At 61.3% G+C, this 16,161-nt stretch carries 14 protein-coding genes; 4 read left to right on the top strand and 10 right to left on the bottom strand.

The features are described 5' to 3' along the window. The first annotated feature begins 5 nt into the window (after positions 1-5). Positions 6-821, top strand: a complete 816-nt coding sequence (locus HU722_RS03445; protein ID WP_065879902.1) for a rhodanese-like domain-containing protein — start codon at positions 6-8, stop codon at positions 819-821. Between the two features lie 15 nt (positions 822-836). Continuing rightward, entirely contained in the window at positions 837-1,697 is an 861-nt protein-coding gene (gene asd / locus HU722_RS03440) for an archaetidylserine decarboxylase (protein ID WP_065889104.1), read from the top strand. Between the two features lie 122 nt (positions 1,698-1,819). Here asd and serB read toward each other — a convergent pair whose 3' ends face one another. Next, on the bottom strand, positions 1,820-3,034 hold the full coding sequence (gene serB, locus HU722_RS03435) for a phosphoserine phosphatase SerB (protein WP_027604912.1): 1,215 nt from the start codon (positions 3,032-3,034) through the stop codon (positions 1,820-1,822). A gap of 133 nt (positions 3,035-3,167) precedes the next feature. Between serB and HU722_RS03430 the strand changes: the two genes are divergently transcribed. Beyond that, positions 3,168-4,670 (top strand): AhpA/YtjB family protein, encoded by a 1,503-nt coding sequence (locus HU722_RS03430; RefSeq protein ID WP_186753337.1) that lies wholly within the window; start codon positions 3,168-3,170, stop codon positions 4,668-4,670. 192 nt (positions 4,671-4,862) lie between these two features. Here HU722_RS03430 and HU722_RS03425 read toward each other — a convergent pair whose 3' ends face one another. From HU722_RS03425 to HU722_RS03390, 8 genes are all read right to left on the bottom strand, one after another. Further along, on the bottom strand, positions 4,863-5,573 hold the full coding sequence (locus HU722_RS03425; RefSeq protein ID WP_065874371.1) for a PqiC family protein: 711 nt from the start codon (positions 5,571-5,573) through the stop codon (positions 4,863-4,865). A gap of 176 nt (positions 5,574-5,749) precedes the next feature. After that, positions 5,750-8,014 carry a DNA topoisomerase IV subunit A gene (gene parC / locus HU722_RS03420; protein ID WP_065879901.1) on the bottom strand — a complete coding sequence of 755 codons (2,265 nt, stop codon included), beginning with the start codon at positions 8,012-8,014 and terminating at the stop codon, positions 5,750-5,752. A 73-nt stretch (positions 8,015-8,087) separates the two neighbouring features. Beyond that, positions 8,088-9,083, bottom strand: coding sequence for an esterase-like activity of phytase family protein (locus HU722_RS03415; protein ID WP_065874373.1), 996 nt, complete (start codon positions 9,081-9,083; stop codon positions 8,088-8,090). Continuing rightward, a complete protein-coding gene (gene parE, locus HU722_RS03410; RefSeq protein WP_049710318.1) occupies positions 9,083-10,987 on the bottom strand; it encodes a DNA topoisomerase IV subunit B in 1,905 nt (634 codons plus the stop codon). Before parE ends, HU722_RS03415 begins: the two co-directional genes overlap by 1 nt. Before the next feature lie 44 nt (positions 10,988-11,031). Then, positions 11,032-11,640 (bottom strand): YqiA/YcfP family alpha/beta fold hydrolase, encoded by a 609-nt coding sequence (locus tag HU722_RS03405; RefSeq protein WP_065879899.1) that lies wholly within the window; start codon positions 11,638-11,640, stop codon positions 11,032-11,034. A gap of 204 nt (positions 11,641-11,844) precedes the next feature. Next, entirely contained in the window at positions 11,845-12,660 is an 816-nt protein-coding gene (gene cpdA / locus HU722_RS03400) for a 3',5'-cyclic-AMP phosphodiesterase (protein ID WP_065874375.1), read from the bottom strand. A gap of 97 nt (positions 12,661-12,757) precedes the next feature. After that, on the bottom strand, positions 12,758-13,207 hold the full coding sequence (locus HU722_RS03395) for a DUF1249 domain-containing protein (protein WP_012721893.1): 450 nt from the start codon (positions 13,205-13,207) through the stop codon (positions 12,758-12,760). Then, positions 13,198-13,815 (bottom strand): NUDIX domain-containing protein, encoded by a 618-nt coding sequence (locus HU722_RS03390; RefSeq protein ID WP_065889109.1) that lies wholly within the window; start codon positions 13,813-13,815, stop codon positions 13,198-13,200. Before HU722_RS03390 ends, HU722_RS03395 begins: the two co-directional genes overlap by 10 nt. Before the next feature lie 190 nt (positions 13,816-14,005). Here HU722_RS03390 and HU722_RS03385 point away from each other — a divergent pair, with 190 nt between their 5' ends. Next, positions 14,006-14,743: an RsiV family protein gene (locus tag HU722_RS03385; protein WP_065889111.1), complete on the top strand. Its 738-nt coding sequence runs from the start codon at positions 14,006-14,008 to the stop codon at positions 14,741-14,743. On the opposite strand, the gene cytX is transcribed toward HU722_RS03385, so the two are convergent. Beyond that, positions 14,712-16,001, bottom strand: a complete 1,290-nt coding sequence (gene cytX / locus HU722_RS03380) for a putative hydroxymethylpyrimidine transporter CytX (protein WP_065889113.1) — start codon at positions 15,999-16,001, stop codon at positions 14,712-14,714. The two genes, HU722_RS03385 and cytX, sit on opposite strands and share 32 nt — an antisense overlap. Positions 16,002-16,161: the final 160 nt, after the last annotated feature.

The raw sequence follows: 16,161 nt of genomic DNA, 5'->3' as shown, positions 1-16,161 counted from the left end.
CTCACATGCCTGACTTCTCTGGCTTGCCGCTGGTGATCGAACCCAGCGACCTGCTCGGTCAACTGGATGCCGAACACCTGATTCTGGTGGACCTCACCAGTGCCGCCCGCTACGCCGAAGGGCATATCCCCGGCGCGCATTTCGTTGACCCCAAGCGCACCCAATTGGGCCAGGCGCCGGCACCCGGCCTGCTGCCCAACAAGGCGGACCTGGAGACGTTGTTCGGCGAACTGGGCCACACCCCGGACGCGACCTACGTGGTCTACGACGACGAAGGCGGCGGCTGGGCCGGGCGGTTCATCTGGATGCTCGACGTGATCGGCCATCAGAAATACCACTACCTGGATGGTGGCCTGCTGGCCTGGCTGGAAGAGGAACGCCCGGTCTCCACCGACGTACCCGCCCCCGTCGGCGGTCCGGTCAGCCTGACGCTGCACGAAGGCCCCACCGCCACCCGTGAATACCTGCAAAGCCGCCTGGGTGCTGCCGACCTGGGCATCTGGGACGCACGCGGCCCGCTGGAATATTCCGGTGAGAAAGTCCTCGCCGCCAAAGGCGGGCACATCCCCGGTGCCGTGAACTTCGAATGGACCGCTGGCATGGACCCGGCACGCAGCCTGCGTATCCGACGCGACATGCCGCAAATCCTCGAAGGCCTCGGGCTGACCAAAGATAAAGAAATCATCACCCACTGCCAGACTCACCACCGCTCTGGCTTCACCTACCTGGTGGCCAAGGCGCTCGGTTATCCGCGAGTCAAAGGTTATGCCGGTTCCTGGGGCGAATGGGGCAACCACCCCGACACCCCCGTCGAGATTTAAGGTTTAAGGACAGTTATGAAAAAGCAGTTGTTTATCCTCAGCCAGTACTTGCTGCCACACCACTTGCTGTCGCGCCTGGCCGGCTGCATCGCCGAGTGCCGCGTGCGCTGGTTCAAGAATGCCTTCACCACCTGGTTCGCCAAGCGCTATCAAGTGGACATGTCCCAGGCGCTGGTTGAAGACGTGACCGCCTACGAGCACTTCAATGCCTTCTTCACCCGCGCGCTGAAAGACGGCGCGCGCCCACTGGATCAAACACCAGGCGCGGTGTTGAGCCCAGCCGATGGCGCGGTCAGCCAGCTCGGCCCGATCGAACATGGCCGCGTGTTCCAGGCCAAGGGCCACAGCTTCAGCGTGCTGGAATTGCTGGGCGGCGATGCCGCTGTAGCGGCGCCGTTCATGGGCGGCGATTTCGCCACCATCTACCTGTCGCCGAAGGACTACCACCGGGTGCACATGCCACTGGCCGGTACCCTGCGCGAGATGGTCTACGTGCCAGGCCGCATCTTCTCGGTCAACCAGACCACCGCCGAAAACGTGCCGGAACTGTTTGCGCGTAACGAGCGTGTTGTATGCCTGTTCGACACCGAACGCGGCCCGATGGCCGTGGTATTGGTGGGCGCGATGATCGTGGCGTCGATTGAAACCGTATGGGCCGGCTTGGTGACGCCGCCGAAGCGTGAACTGAAAACCGTCCGTTATGACGAAGCGGCGCGCGCGCCGATCTATCTGGAAAAAGGCGCGGAGTTGGGTCGCTTCAAGTTGGGTTCTACGGCGATCGTGCTGTTTGGGCCGGATCAGGTGACGTGGGCGCAAGAGCTGGTGGCAGGTACGCCTGTGCAGATGGGCCAAGGCATCGCTTTACCTAAAGCCTGACACAAATCCAAATGTGGGAGCGGGCTTGCTCGCGAAAGCGGTGGTTCAGTCAATGATGTGTCGACTGATACCCCGCATTCGCGAGCAAGCCCGCTCCCACATTTTTTACCGCATTTATTCAGTTACAGCTGACCGTCGCGATCGCGGAAGCCCAGCAGATACAACACCCCATCCAACCCCAAGGTCGAAATCGCCTGCTTCGCCGACTGCTTCACCAACGGCTTGGCGCGAAACGCCACACCCAACCCGGCAATCGCCAGCATCGGCAAGTCATTCGCCCCGTCGCCGACCGCAATGGTCTGCTCCAGACGCAAACCTTCCTTGTGAGCCAGCTCCTTCAGCAGATCTGCCTTGCGCTGTGCATCGACAATCGGCTCCACGGCCACGCCAGTCACCTTGCCATCCACCACTTCAAGCTCGTTGGCGAACACATAGTCGATGCCCAGTTTGGCCTGCAATTGCTTGGCGAAGTAAGTGAAGCCACCCGACAGGATTGCGGTCTTGTAGCCCAGGCGCTTGAGTTCAGCGAACAGGGTTTCTGCGCCTTCGGTCAGGCGCAGGGACGCACCGATGGAGTCCAGCACGCTGACGTCCAGGCCTTTGAGCAGCGCCAAGCGCTCCTTGAAGCTGGCGCGGAAGTCGAGTTCACCGGCCATGGCGCGTTCGGTAATTTCCGACACCTGCTCGCCGACGCCAGCAGCCTTGGCCAACTCGTCGATAACTTCGGCTTCGATCAGCGTGGAATCCATGTCGAACACCGCCAGGCGACGGTTGCGGCGGAACAATGAGTCTTCCTGGAAAGCGATATCCACGTTCAGTTCCTGCGCCACGCTGAGGAACTCGGCGCGCAGAGCTTGAGGGTCGGCTGGCTCACCGCGCACGGAGAACTCGATGCAGCCCTTGCCCTTGTCAGCGGGAGTGTCCAGCGGCATGCGACCCGACAAACGGTCGATATGGTCGATATTCAAACCATACTGCGCGGTGATCGAGCTGACACGCTGCAATTGCTCAGCGGTGACCTTGCGGGTCAACAGGGTCACGATGTGGCGTTTTTTGCCCTGGCCGGCCACCCACTGCTGGTAATCGGCCTCGGACACCGGGGTGAAACGCACCTGTTGATCCAGCTTGTACGCCGTAAACAGGATGTCCTTGAGCACCGATGACGCCTGTTCAGTGCTCGGGATCTCAACCAGAATGCCGAACGACAAGGTGTCGTGGATCACCGCTTGGCCGATGTCGAGAATGTTCACACCACCCTGTGCCAGCACACCGGTAATGGCTGCGGTCAGACCTGGGCGGTCTTCCCCCGTGATGTTAATCAGGACAATTTCGCGCAAGGCGCACCCCCAGGCTGGAAAAAAACCGCATTCTACCCACTTTCAGTGACCATCGGGCACAGCCAGCGCTTTGCCGGTCCTAGGGCTGTCGCTATACTGCGCGTCAACTTCACGGACCAAGAGCCGAGCGCAAGTGAACCGGCCCACGCCAGTAAAAACCGATAACTTCTTCCTGCTGATCTTCCGGGCACTGCGCCACCGCCGTGTACCGATCGCATTACGCATCGCCAGCCATAACGTGATCCTGGTCGCCCTGGCCCTGGTGATCTACGCCTGCGTGATGGGTTTGCAGTTCAAACAGGCCATGCACGAGCAAGCCGACGCCCTGGGCGAGAGCCTGACCACCCAGACCGCCACCTCGGCGACTGAGCTGCTGGTGTCCAACGACATCCTCAGCCTCAACGTGCTGCTCAACAACCTGACCAAAAACCCGCTGGTGGCCCATGCGGCCATCTATAGCGTGGACAACCGGATCATGGCCGAAGCCGGGCAGCGCCCGAAAAACGGCCTGCTGGGTGAAGCCGAAGGGCTCTACCAGAGCAATATCACGTTTCAGGATGTAAAGGCCGGCCAACTGCGCATCAGCCTGGACATGCAGCAATTCCAGCAGCCGATGACCATCAGCCTGCAAAGCATGGGCATCCTCAGCGCGATCCTGCTGGCCTTGGCCCTGGCGTTGAGCTTGCGCCTGGGCCGGCACATCTCTACACCGCTGATGCAACTGCGCATCTGGCTGCGGGACATCGATGAAAACACCCCGGCCACTGACCGCCAGGATGAAATCGGCGACCTGGCCCGCCAACTGCACGCCAGCTTTGCCCCGGAACCGGTAGTGCGTGAGGTTGAACCTGAGCCTGAGTTCGACGATACGGACTACGACGACGAGCCCGAATTTGAAGAGCAAGACGCTCCGGTAGCGGGCTTGAAGCCTGCCACACGCCGCGCGTTCATAGCCGAAGAAGACGAGCTGGACGACGAAGACCCGTTTGCCGACCTGCGCGACACCTCGGCAAGCGCCCCGGCCATCGCGCCAAAACCGGCACCGGTCAAGAGCACCGAACCCCAGTACAGCGCCGTACTGGCTGTGCAACTGGGTGCGCAGGACCAATTGCGTCGCCTGCCCCGTGCGCGCCTGACCGAATTGCTGGAACGCTACCGTGACTGCCTCGACCAGGCCGCTTCGCTGTACCAGAGCGAACTGCACACCCTGAACGATGGCAGCACGCTGATGTTGTTCCACAGCGAAGACAGCGGCGAGGACTACCTGACCAACGCTATCTGCTGCGGTGAACTGCTGCGTGCCCTGGGCCACGCCCTGCAAATCGAAGTGGCTGACAGCGGCATTACCCTGCAATTGCAACTGGGCCTGACCGTAGGCGACGACCTGTTCGGCATGAGCCAGATCGACCTGTTACTGACGGAGATCGCCCAGGACGCCTTGGCCTTGTCGCAACACAGCCGCAATTTGCTGCTGGTGGAGCGCAAGATCAGCGAAGACACGCTGATCCGCCAACGCGCACGTATCCGCCCAATTGCCAGCCCAGAGGGCGCCAGCTGCGTGGAACGGTTGATGGAGCCGTATCCGTCGATGCTGGAGCGGCAGTTGGCGCGGATGCACGAGACCCGCAAGCCATAAGCAACACGACACAATCCCTGTGGGAGCGGGCTTGTGTGGGAGCGGGCTTGCTCGCGAAGGCGGTATTCCAGCTGAGGCATTCGCTGACTGACACACTGCATTCGCGAGCAAGCCCGCTCCCACATTTTGAGTCGCGCACAAACAAAAAGGCCCGCTGAGTCAGCGGGCCTTTTTGTTTGTGCGTGATTCAAATCAGAACCTGAACACTTCCATATCTGTACGAATCGGCACCGCCATCGGCATCTTCGGCTTCTGCGGCTCTGCCGGCTTGGCCTGTGTCGGGGCGTTCTGCTTGCGGGGTGCCTCGGCGATCGGCGGCTGATTGGCCAACGGCTTGAGCGCCACCGACAATTGCTGCGCCAGATGCTGCAACAGCACGCCCTGGGCCTGGACCTGAGACGCAGTGGTGCCGGTGTGTTCTTCCTGCAGATGCACGATGCGATTATCGCGCACCTGGCCACGACGGTCGATCAAGCGCCATTGCGCATCGAGGATCGCCGGTTGCGATGTACCAGAGTCAAGCCGGGTAATGGTCAGCAACACTTGCACATCCGGGCTAAAACCAGTGGGCGCAGGCGCGAGTACAACACGCTGGCTATCCAGATGCCCGGCCACTTGGCGCAGCATCAATTGGTTGATGTCGGAGGACAAACTGCCCGCCCAGCGACCATCGGTGGAACCTTGCAGGCTGCCGTCGTTTTGACGTTGCAGCAGGGTTTCGCGTTGCAGGTAGTCGGCTACGACCACCGGGCCCAACAAAACGGCCAGGCCAGCGCTTTGTGCTGGCTGAGCCGGACTTCCGCTGTCCAGCTGGTACAGCGACACAGGCTGATGTGTGCTGCAACCCGCCAACCCCAAAAGGCCAGCGAGCACGAAAATAAAAGGAAGGCGTGGAGCAGTCATCATCCCATCCAGGTGGCTGCCACAAGGCGAACCACAATGTAATACTAAAAATAACCTAAACACGCTCGGCCACGCCGGCGCTGGAAAGGCCATATCATCCGTGAATATGCGCCATGACTCCAGCGCCAAAGCGTCGATCTACGCTTTAAATCGTAGATCGAGGGCTCTAAACCGCCTTAAACAGGCGTTTCCACCAATAAAGCATCCACTCGCTGGAAGCCACGTGGCAATTTGTTACCACGACGACCGCGCTCGCCCTTGTAATGTTCAAGGTCGTCAGGGCGCAGCGACAGGGTGCGTTTACCGGCTTGCAGCACCAGCGTGGAGCCTTCTGGTATGACAGCAATGTCGGTCACGTACTCTTCGCGGCTGGCAACCCGCTCGCCGGGGATACCAATAATCTTGTTGCCCTTGCCTTTACCCAGCTGCGGCAGGTCGCTGATCTTGAACACCAGCAGACGCCCTTCGGTGGTCACCGACGCCAGCCAGTTGCTCTCGCGGTCGTCCACCGGCCGCGGCAGGATCACCTTGGCGTTGTTCGGCAGGCTCAGCAGCGCCTTGCCTGCCTTGTTCTTGGCCTGCAGGTCTTCACCCTTGACCACAAAACCGTAACCCGCGTCTGACGCAATCACGTACAGCGCATCGTCGTCCGGCAGCAGCACGCACTCGAAATTCGCTCCGGGCGGCGGTGTAAGGCGCCCGGTCAACGGCTCGCCCTGCCCCCGAGCGGATGGCAAGGTGTGGGCCGGCACCGAATAACTGCGCCCGGTAGAATCGATAAACACCGCAAACTGGTTGGAACGCCCGGCGGCAGCGGTCTTGAACCCGTCGCCCGCCTTGTACGACAGGCCAGTGGCATCAATATCATGCCCTTTGGCAGAGCGAACCCAACCCTTTTCCGACAGAACGACGGTAATTTTCTCGTTCGGCAGCAGCTCGGTCTCTGTCAGAGCCTTCGCTTCGGCGCGTTGCACGATAGGCGAGCGACGGTCGTCGCCATAGGTTTCGGCGTCTTTGATCAGCTCGCTGCGCACCAGCTTCTTCAGCTTGGCTTCACTGCCCAGCAGCGCTTGCAGCTTGGCTTGTTCCTTGAGCAGCGCGTCTTGTTCGTCGCGCAGCTTCATTTCTTCCAGTCGCGCCAACTGGCGCAAGCGGGTGTCGAGGATGTAGTCAGCCTGGATCTCGCTCAGCTCGAAACGCGCGATCAACTCGGCTTTCGGGTGCTCGGCGGTGCGGATGATGTGGATCACTTCATCCAGGTTGAGGTAGGCGATCAGCAAGCCGTCCAACAGGTGCAAGCGGCGCTCGACCTTATCCAGGCGGAATTGCAAGCGGCGGCGCACAGTGTTGACGCGGAATTCCAGCCACTCCACCAGCAGATTGCGCAGGTTTTTCAGCTGCGGCTTGCCATCCAGGCCAATGATGTTGACGTTGACCCGATAGCTCGACTCCAGGTCCGTGCTGGCGAACAGGTGCTGCATCAGCACTTCGTGGTCGACCCGGCTGTTGGTCGGGATGATCACGATGCGGCATGGGTTTTCGTGGTCAGACTCGTCACGCAGGTCGGCAACCTGCGGCAGTTTCGACGGTTTCGCCTGCATCAACGCGGCGATCTGCTCCAGCACCTTGGCGCCCGACACCTGGTGCGGCAGCGCGGTGACAATAATGTCGCCGTCTTCAATGTGGTACACAGCGCGCATGCGTACCGAGCCTTTGCCGGTTTCGTACATCTTCAGCAGGTCGGCACGCGGCGTGATGATTTCCGCTTCGGTCGGGTAGTCCGGGCCCTGGATATGCTCGCAGAGCTGCTCGACCGTGGCTTTCGGCTCGTCGAGCAAACGCACGCAGGCCGTGGCGACTTCGCGCAGGTTGTGCGGCGGCACGTCGGTCGCCATGCCGACCGCAATACCGGTGGTGCCATTGAGCAGGATATTCGGCAAACGTGCCGGCAACACCAGGGGTTCGTCGAGGGTACCGTCAAAGTTCGGCCCCCAGTCCGCAGTGCCCTGGCCCAGCTCACTGAGCAACACTTCCGAATATCGCGACAGGCGCGCTTCGGTATATCGCATGGCGGCGAAGGACTTGGGATCATCCGGCGCACCCCAGTTACCCTGGCCGTCCACCAGCGTGTAGCGGTAGCTGAACGGCTGGGCCATCAGCACCATGGCTTCGTAGCACGCCGAATCGCCGTGGGGGTGGAACTTACCGAGCACGTCACCGACGGTACGCGCCGACTTCTTGTGCTTGGAATCGGCATCCAGGCCCAACTCACTCATGGCGTAGATGATGCGCCGTTGGACGGGCTTCAGGCCGTCGCCGATATGCGGCAAGGCACGGTCCATGATCACGTACATGGAGTAGTTGAGGTAGGCATTTTCGGTGAAGTCAGCCAGCGACCGGCGTTCTACGCCGTCTAAGCTGTCTGCGAGGATGTCACTCATGCGGGCCTCATCATTGTCGGGTAAGGCGCAGCGGAATTGCCGCTGCGCCGGGTCAATTCAAAAAAACAGCGGTTCATGGCTGGGCGCTCCAACCACCGGCAGGGGCGGCGAAACGATAGACCACGGGGCGCTTTTCACCATCGGCACGCGGGCCGAAATTGTTGTCGATGCCCAGCCAGGCACCTTCCGCGTCCACCACCAGGGCTTCAGCCAGGCCGTAAGGCTGGGGATAACGCCGCTCGGGCGTCAGGGTCTCGTCGGCAAACGACCAGCACAGCTCGACCTTGGCCGTGACCGCATCGCGCCGGCAAATCTGGAACGCATTGCGCTCCAGTGTGAACAGCTTGCCGTTGAACAGCGCCAGGTCGGCGAAATCCTTGGACACCGCCTTGGCGTTAGGGAACTGCGCCGGTTGTACCTCCTGGCCGGCCTCGCTCAACAATACGCAGGGGCCGTCACAGTCCCATAAGCTTTGAGGACGCTTGATCGAAATCAGGCCGCGTCTTTCACGCTCGGCTGCCAGCCAAATCTGATTGCCCTCGGGATTGATCGCCAGCCCCTCGAATAACGCATTAAAGTGCAACAACATGCCGCTGGCCCGCGCTTCACGCACCATGCCCGGCGCGATCTTCAACCACTCAGGCGCGCCCGTCACTGGCACTTGCAGCACCGCCGCATGGGCCTCACTGACAATGTAACGATTACCCACGGCATCGCAGGCAATGCCTTCAAAATCCAGGTCGCCGCCACGAATGAACGAGGCGGCCTTGGTGCGCGAACGCAACCCCCACGGCAGCCCGGATTCCGGCACCGGCGGCACGTCGATCTTCACAACCTCGGCTTGCCAGGTCGGTGCGCTGATATCCAGGCGATAGATCTGGTCGTCATCGCGGTCGGAAACCGTCCACAGCTCGTGACCGCATACGGCCAGGCCCGACAGGTTACCGCCACGCATGCCGTCCACGGGGTGTTCGGAGAGAAGCTTGAGCTCTGCAACGGGCGCGGCGACCACCTCGGTGGCCGCCAACCCGCTCAACATCAGGATCGCCAGGGCGAAACCTGTGCGCATCAGCCCAGCACCTCGGCCAGGTTGCCTTTGGATTCTAGCCAGGACTTGCGGTCCGGCGCGCGCTTCTTCGCCAGCAGCATGTCCATCATTTCCGACGTGGCGGCGTAGTCTTCCAGGGTCAACTGCACCAGGCGCCGAGTGTTCGGGTCCATGGTGGTTTCGCGCAGTTGCGGTGGGTTCATTTCACCCAGGCCTTTGAATCGCGTGACCTGCGGCTTGCCGCGCTTCTTCTCGGCCACTAGGCGGTCGAGGATGCCATCGCGCTCGGCTTCGTCCAGGGCGTAGTAAATTTCCTTGCCCAAGTCGATACGGTACAGCGGCGGCATGGCGACGTAGACGTGGCCGGCATCCACCAATGGGCGGAAGTGCTGGACGAACAGTGCACACAGCAACGTGGCAATGTGCAAGCCGTCGGAGTCGGCGTCGGCGAGGATGCAGATCTTGCCGTAGCGCAGCTGGCTGATATCGGCCGCGCCCGGGTCGACACCGATGGCCACGGCGATGTTATGCACTTCCTGGCTGGCCAGGACTTCGCTGCCATCGACTTCCCAGGTGTTGAGGATCTTGCCGCGCAACGGCAGGATCGCCTGGAACTCCTTGTCCCGCGCTTGCTTGGCGGAACCACCGGCGGAGTCACCTTCCACCAGGAACAGCTCGGAGCGCATCGGGTCCTGCCCCGCGCAATCGGCCAGCTTGCCCGGCAGTGCCGGGCCCGCCGTGATGCGCTTGCGCTCGACCTTTTTACTGGCCTTGAGACGACGGCCGGCGTTGTTGATCGCCAGTTCCGCCAGCGCCAGGCCCAGCTCAGGGTGCTCGTTGAGCCACAGGCTGAACGCATCCTTGACCACACCGGAGACAAACGCTGCCGCTTCACGGGACGACAGGCGCTCTTTGGTCTGGCCGGAGAATTGCGGCTCCTGCATCTTCATCGACAGTACGAACGCAATGCGCTCCCACACGTCTTCCGGCGCCAGCTTCACGCCGCGTGGCAGCAGGCTGCGGTACTCGCAGAATTCACGCATGGCATCCAGCAGGCCCTGGCGCAAACCGTTGACGTGGGTACCGCCCTGGGCCGTCGGGATCAGGTTGACGTAGCTTTCCTGCACGCTGTCGCCACCTTCCGGCAGCCACAGCAGCGCCCAGTCGACGGCTTCTTTATTACCGGCCAGGCTGCCGCAGAACGGCTCGTTAGGCAGGCGCTCAAAATCGCTGACGGAATCTTCCAGGTAGGAGCGCAGGCCGTCTTCGTAGTGCCACTCGACCTTCTCGCCGGTGCCCTTGTCTTCAAAGGTCACCAGCAGGCCTGGGCAAAGAACAGCCTTGGCTTTAAGTACGTGCTTGAGGCGGCTGATGGAAAATTTCGGCGAATCAAAGTATTTCGGGTCCGGCGCGAAGTACACGCTGGTGCCAGTGTTGCGCTTGCCAACGGTGCCGATCACCTGCAGGTCGGTTGCTTTGTAGCCATCGGCGAAGGTCATCTCGTACTCGTTGCCGTCGCGCTTGACCTTGACCCGGACGTGGTTCGACAGGGCGTTGACCACCGAAATACCCACACCGTGCAGGCCACCGGAGAACTGGTAGTTCTTGTTGGAGAACTTGCCGCCAGCGTGCAGCTTGGTGAGGATCAGCTCGACGCCCGACACGCCTTCTTCAGGGTGAATGTCCACTGGCATGCCACGACCATCGTCGGACACTTCCAGGGAGTGGTCAGCGTGGAGAATGACGTGCACCGACTTGGCGTGCCCGGCCAAGGCTTCGTCGACGCTGTTGTCGATGACTTCCTGGGCAAGGTGGTTCGGCCGACTGGTGTCGGTGTACATGCCGGGGCGTTTGCGCACCGGGTCGAGGCCCGAGAGGACTTCGATGGCGTCGGCGTTATAAGAGCTAGCGCTGGGAGTGGCCATGGGGTCTCGTCGTGAGTCGTTCGATTAAAAAATGACCTGCGACTTTACAGTGCTGCAAAGTCGAAGGATTGATACTGATCTGCGCCAATCCCGGCAAAGCTCAGCAGCGCCGGTAATTGCTGGGCGAACCCTTGGTAACCATGGTCGCCACCGGCCTGGATGCGCAAGGCACAGGCCCGGTAATACTGTTGGGCGAGGCGATAGTCCAGGGTTTCGTCCCCGGTCTGCAACCACACCTGATAACGCGCGGCGTCCTGGGGCGCCGGGACTTCCAGCTCGGCCAGTGCCGTCACGTGGTCGTGGGTCAGTTCCCAGGTCTCGTCGGTGTAGAGGTTCTTTTGGGTGCCCAAATAACCGTCGAACATCCGATGGGGGCTGACCGCTGGGTTCACCAGCAGCGCCTTGAGGCCATGGCGTTCGGCAAGATGGGTTGCATAGTAGCCGCCGAGTGAGCTGCCGACCAGCAGTGGCCGCCCCAGTTCAGCGATAGCGGCTTCCAACTGAGGAATCGCCTGACGAGGATGGTGATGCAGCGCCGGCACGCGCAGTTGGTCAGCCAGGCCGAGGGTATCCATCACGGTGATCAACTGGCTGGCCTTGTTGGACGCCGGCGCGCTGTTGAAGCCGTGGATATACAGGATCGAAGCGGACATGCCGGGCTCTCCGTGACGTGGCCAAAGAGGCGCAGTTTACAGGGATCGGGGTGGTGTGTGAGTCCCCTATCGTCCAGCCGCTGCAGAACCAATGTGGGAGCCGACTTGCCCGCGATGGCGGTGGATCAGTCCTGCATGTATTGGCTGGCAAGCAGCTATCGCAGGCAAGCCCGCCCCCACACTTTTGATCAGCGTTTACAGCTTTTAATAGCCGTTGCTGCCGTAGTCCACGGTAAATGCGAAATCCTTGACCCGCTCCACGCCGGTCTCCAACCGTCCGTCGGCATGCAAGCGTAGCCAGCGATACCCCGGCGCCTGCTCGCTGACCTTGAAATCCTCGCTGCCCGGCGCGAACTGAATGCAAGTGGACGGCGACGCCAACAGCCGCACGCCGTTGCGCTCGCGGTCGATCTCCTGGTGCACGTGGCCCCAGAGCACCGCCCGTACCTGTGGAAAACGGTCGAGCACGGCAAATAAAGCATCGGGATTGCGCAGGCCAATGGGCTCCATCCAGGCGCAACCGATGGGCACCGGATGATGGTGAAAGCACACCAGATGATGCCGGCTCGGTGCTTCGCTCAGGGCCTGGGCGAGCAATTGCAGTTGCTGGTCTTGCAGGTAGCCCGGTACCGAACCGGGTACAGCCGAGTCCAGCAAGGTGACGCGCCAGTTGCCGACATCGACCACCGGCTCCAGCAAGTCGCTGTGCATGGCGGCGTCGGCCATGATCTGCGGCTCATCGTGATTACCGGGGATCCAGCGGGCCGGGGCACCGATGGGCGCGGTCATGTCACGAAATTGCTGGTACGACGCCAATGTGCCGTCCTGGGACAAATCCCCCGTGGCCAACACCAAATCAATCCGCGGCTGCTGCGTGTGCACCAGCTCGATCACCCGTTGCAGGCTTTCACGGGTGTTCATGCCCAGCAGCGTGCCATCGGTCTCGGCAAACAAATGGCTGTCGGACAGTTGCACCAGCAAGGCTGGCGCATCAGGACTCACAGTGGATACGCTCGGCAAGGCGCTCTCCCAAGGCAATCACAGGAATGGACGTTTGGCGTGATTATGCTGGGGCAGGACACAAAGAGGAAACCCATGAAGCAGACGCAGTTCACATCTACCGCACAGCTTCGAACTCATGGCCCAGGGCCAGGCAGTGGCTCAACCATTCACCGAGGAACACATTGAGCTGTGCTTTCTCATCGGGCTGGTGCATGAACACGTTGGGGTAAGGATAGATGCTGCGAAAGCGTCGCGCATGTTCGGCGCTGATCACTTCGGCCATGCGCGCATCGTGGTAGACCTGCACTTCCAGCTGCGGCACCGGCAGCCATGGCAGGCTGTGTTCCTGGCGCACGCGCAGGGTGGTGGTGTACGGGCAGTTGACGATGACTTCCAGGGCCAGCACGCCAAGCATCTGGTCGCCATGGGTCACACCGATGCGCCGCGCCTCGGGGGCGTGGCGCATGTCGGGGAGCAGGCGCATCAGCCGCGCATAGTTGGCCTCGCAGGCGGCTTGCAGCCCGATCAGGTCGACTCGATAACGTTCCCGTGCCTTTACTGCCATAACCCCCTCACTTCCGCGCGATTAAGCGCAAGCCATTGCAGGGCGATGATGCTGGCTGCGTTGGAAATTTTGCCGTCACGCACCGCTTGTAGGGCATCTTCGAAAGCCCATACGGTGACGCGGATATCTTCAGCTTCTTCTTCCAGTCCATGGACGCCACCTACACCGGTGCTGTCGCAACGGCCCAGGTACAAGTGCACATATTCAGTACTGCCGCCGGGCGAAGGGAAATATTTGGTGATCGGCCACAACGCAGAGAACGTCAGCCCAGCTTCCTCTTCGGCTTCGCGGTGTGCAACCTCCTCCGGTTCCTCGTCCTTGTCGATGAGGCCGGCGACCATTTCGATCAGCCAGGGGTTGTCGGTACGGCCCATGGCGCCGACGCGAAACTGTTCGTTCAACACCACTTCATCGCGCTGCGGATCGTAGGGCAATACGCACACGGCATCATGACGCACAAAGACCTCGCGGTTGATCACCCGGCTCATGCCGCCATCGAATTTCTCGTGACGCAGCTGCAGGCGGTCGAGCTGATAGAAGCCCTTGAAAGCATTGTCGCGCTGAACAATTTCAATCTTGCTCGGCGTCGATTTCGCAATGTCCGTCATATCCTTCCTCGTTAGCCTGTGCAATTCGCGCCATCCTAACGCGCTCACGCCGGTTGGTGCAGCCCCTTTCCAGTTGCCGGGATAGACGGCGAGCGTCAAACTCACTCTAATCAGCTTAGTGGCGAACTGACTGCCTTGCCGGTAGTCGAAGCTGCACAATTTCGCTCTTATCGACGGACGAAGACCCTACATGTCGCTTTTAAAAATCGCCTCCGTGGCCTGCATCGCATTGACCCTGGGTGCCTGCCAAAGCCTGTTCCAACCGAGCTATCGCGCGCCGCTGGAAGCCACCCGCGACGCCACCGAGCAAAGCAAGCCGGGCTGCGCCAGCACCGATTGCCCGCTGGTGAATATCGACACCGTGCATTTTGCCAAAGAACCCAAGCTGGATGCCTTGATCGAACAGCGCCTGCTGGAAATGACACAAGCCGACCCACTGCCGACGAGCCTTGCGTCGTACAGCGAGCAGTTCCTGCGCACCGCTGCACCGCGCAATAGCATGTATTTGCAGGCCAAGGTACGGGAGCAGCATGACGGTCTGGTGATCATCGAGCTGTCCAGCTACCTGGACCAAGGTGCTACCCACGGCGAACCAGGCCGTGCGTTCATCAACTATTCGCGCCAGCAGCAAAAGGCGCTGACCCTGACCGACATGCTGCTGCCCGGCAAGGAAGACGCGTTCTGGAAAGCCGCCCAGGTGGCCCACAACAGCTGGCTGATCAGCACCCGCCTGAGCCTGGAGCCGGAGTTTGTGAAAACCTACCCCTTCCAGAAAACCCCGAACGTGGCGCTGACCTATGGTGGTGTGATCCTCAAGTACCCGACCACCACGATCGCCCCCTATGCCTTGGGCCATGTCGAGCTGCAGATCCCCTACTCGCGCCTGGACGGCATCCTCAGGCCTGAGCTGGTGCCCGCGCGCCGCTGAAGATCCGACCCAGGATCCACTGCAACAGCCCTGCCAGCACCAGTGCCGGCAGGGTCGCGCCGATGTCCGGATACAGATTGGCCAGCAGGTGGTAAGTCGCGATGCCACCCAGCCAGGCCAATAACGCCGGCCAGCGCAGGTTGGCGATTGCGCCTTGGCCGCGGCGGCGCAGGATAAAGTGATCCACCAGCACCACGCCAAACAGCGGCGCAAACACCGAGCCGATCAATAGCAGGAAATTCTGGTACTGAGCCAACGGTGCAAAGCAGGCGATCAGGGTGCAGATAACGCCAATGGCCAACGCCAGGTGCTCGATCTTCAAGCGCAACAATATCCCGCTGGAGACTGCCGCCGAGTGAATATCGGCAAAGGCGTTTTCCGATTCATCCAACAGAATCAATAAAAGCGGAATGCCCAGGCCAGCCCCGGCCAACGCCAGCAATAGCGCATTCACTTCACCGCTCGGCGCAAATGCCAGGGTGTACGCCACGCCCAGGCTCATCAGCCAGAAATTACCGATAAAGAATCCAAGCGCAGTGCCACCGAACACGCTTTTTGCGCGTTTGCCGAAGCGTGAGTAATCGGCGATCAGCGGCAGCCACGACAGCGGCATGGCGATAGCAATATCAAAACCCACCGCAAACGGCATAGACCCGTCACCGGCCCGCGCCCATAGCGCAGCGAGGTCGGCTTTGGCGAACAGGTTCCAGGTCAGCCACAGGCAGGCGGCGAGCAGCAGCCAGATGCCCCATTTGCGCAGAATCTGGCGCACGAAGGTCAGTGGGCCGCTGACGGCCAGCAGGGTCGCCAAGCCGCCGAAAAACAGGGTCCACAGTAACGGGCTGGCCAGCAGGCTGCCGTCGCTGAACGCCCGCGTACCCAACAGGCTGGCAGCGTCGCGCATCACGATGATTTCGAACGAGCCCCAGCCAATCAGTTGTAACAAGTTGAGCAGCGCCGGCAGGCTCGCGCCTTTGGTGCCGAGGCTGAGCTTGAGGGCGGCCATGGCGGACAGGCCGGTGTCACTGCCGATCACGCCAACGGCGGCCAACAACAGCACACCGACCAGGGTGCCGAGGAAGATTGCCAGCAAAGAGCCGGACAAGCCCAGGCCCGGCGCGAGCAGTGCGCCGGTTTGCAGGACCATCAGGCCGATGCCGAGGGAGAACCAGAGGGAGAACAGGTCGCGGGCGCCGAAGACGCGTTTGTCAGCGGGGACCGCGATGTCCGGGGAGTAGGTGCTGGGTTGAATGCTCAAGGGTGTTATCTCTGAAGAACATTTGTTGTTTGGGAGATCGCTATCGCGGGCAAGCCCGACTCCCACAGGGGACCTGCTGTGAACACAAGATATGTGCACCACTCGGTTAAATGTGGGAGCCGGGCTTGCCCGCGATGGCGGCGACACAGTCACCGCCACC

Origin of the sequence: Pseudomonas tritici (genome assembly GCF_014268275.3) — a bacterium.
In the GTDB taxonomy this organism is placed as follows: Bacteria; Pseudomonadota; Gammaproteobacteria; order Pseudomonadales; family Pseudomonadaceae; genus Aquipseudomonas; species Aquipseudomonas tritici.
Note: the sequence above shows the minus strand (reverse complement) of the source record. Positions and strands in the feature narration are given on the sequence as shown.

Bases quoted from the DNA above. Each gene is read 5' to 3' on its own strand.
- HU722_RS03385 (WP_065889111.1), top strand. From the start codon at position 14,006: ATGTCGCTTTTAAAAATCGCCTCCGTGGCCTGCATCGCATTGACCCTG.
- HU722_RS03405 (WP_065879899.1), bottom strand. From the start codon at position 11,640: ATGTCCGCTTCGATCCTGTATATCCACGGCTTCAACAGCGCGCCGGCG.
- parC (WP_065879901.1), bottom strand. From the start codon at position 8,014: ATGAGTGACATCCTCGCAGACAGCTTAGACGGCGTAGAACGCCGGTCG.
- asd (WP_065889104.1), top strand. From the start codon at position 837: ATGAAAAAGCAGTTGTTTATCCTCAGCCAGTACTTGCTGCCACACCAC.
- HU722_RS03415 (WP_065874373.1), bottom strand. From the start codon at position 9,083: ATGCGCACAGGTTTCGCCCTGGCGATCCTGATGTTGAGCGGGTTGGCG.
- parE (WP_049710318.1), bottom strand. From the start codon at position 10,987: ATGGCCACTCCCAGCGCTAGCTCTTATAACGCCGACGCCATCGAAGTC.
- HU722_RS03390 (WP_065889109.1), bottom strand. From the start codon at position 13,815: ATGACGGACATTGCGAAATCGACGCCGAGCAAGATTGAAATTGTTCAG.
- HU722_RS03445 (WP_065879902.1), top strand. From the start codon at position 6: ATGCCTGACTTCTCTGGCTTGCCGCTGGTGATCGAACCCAGCGACCTG.
- HU722_RS03395 (WP_012721893.1), bottom strand. From the start codon at position 13,207: ATGGCAGTAAAGGCACGGGAACGTTATCGAGTCGACCTGATCGGGCTG.
- HU722_RS03425 (WP_065874371.1), bottom strand. From the start codon at position 5,573: ATGACTGCTCCACGCCTTCCTTTTATTTTCGTGCTCGCTGGCCTTTTG.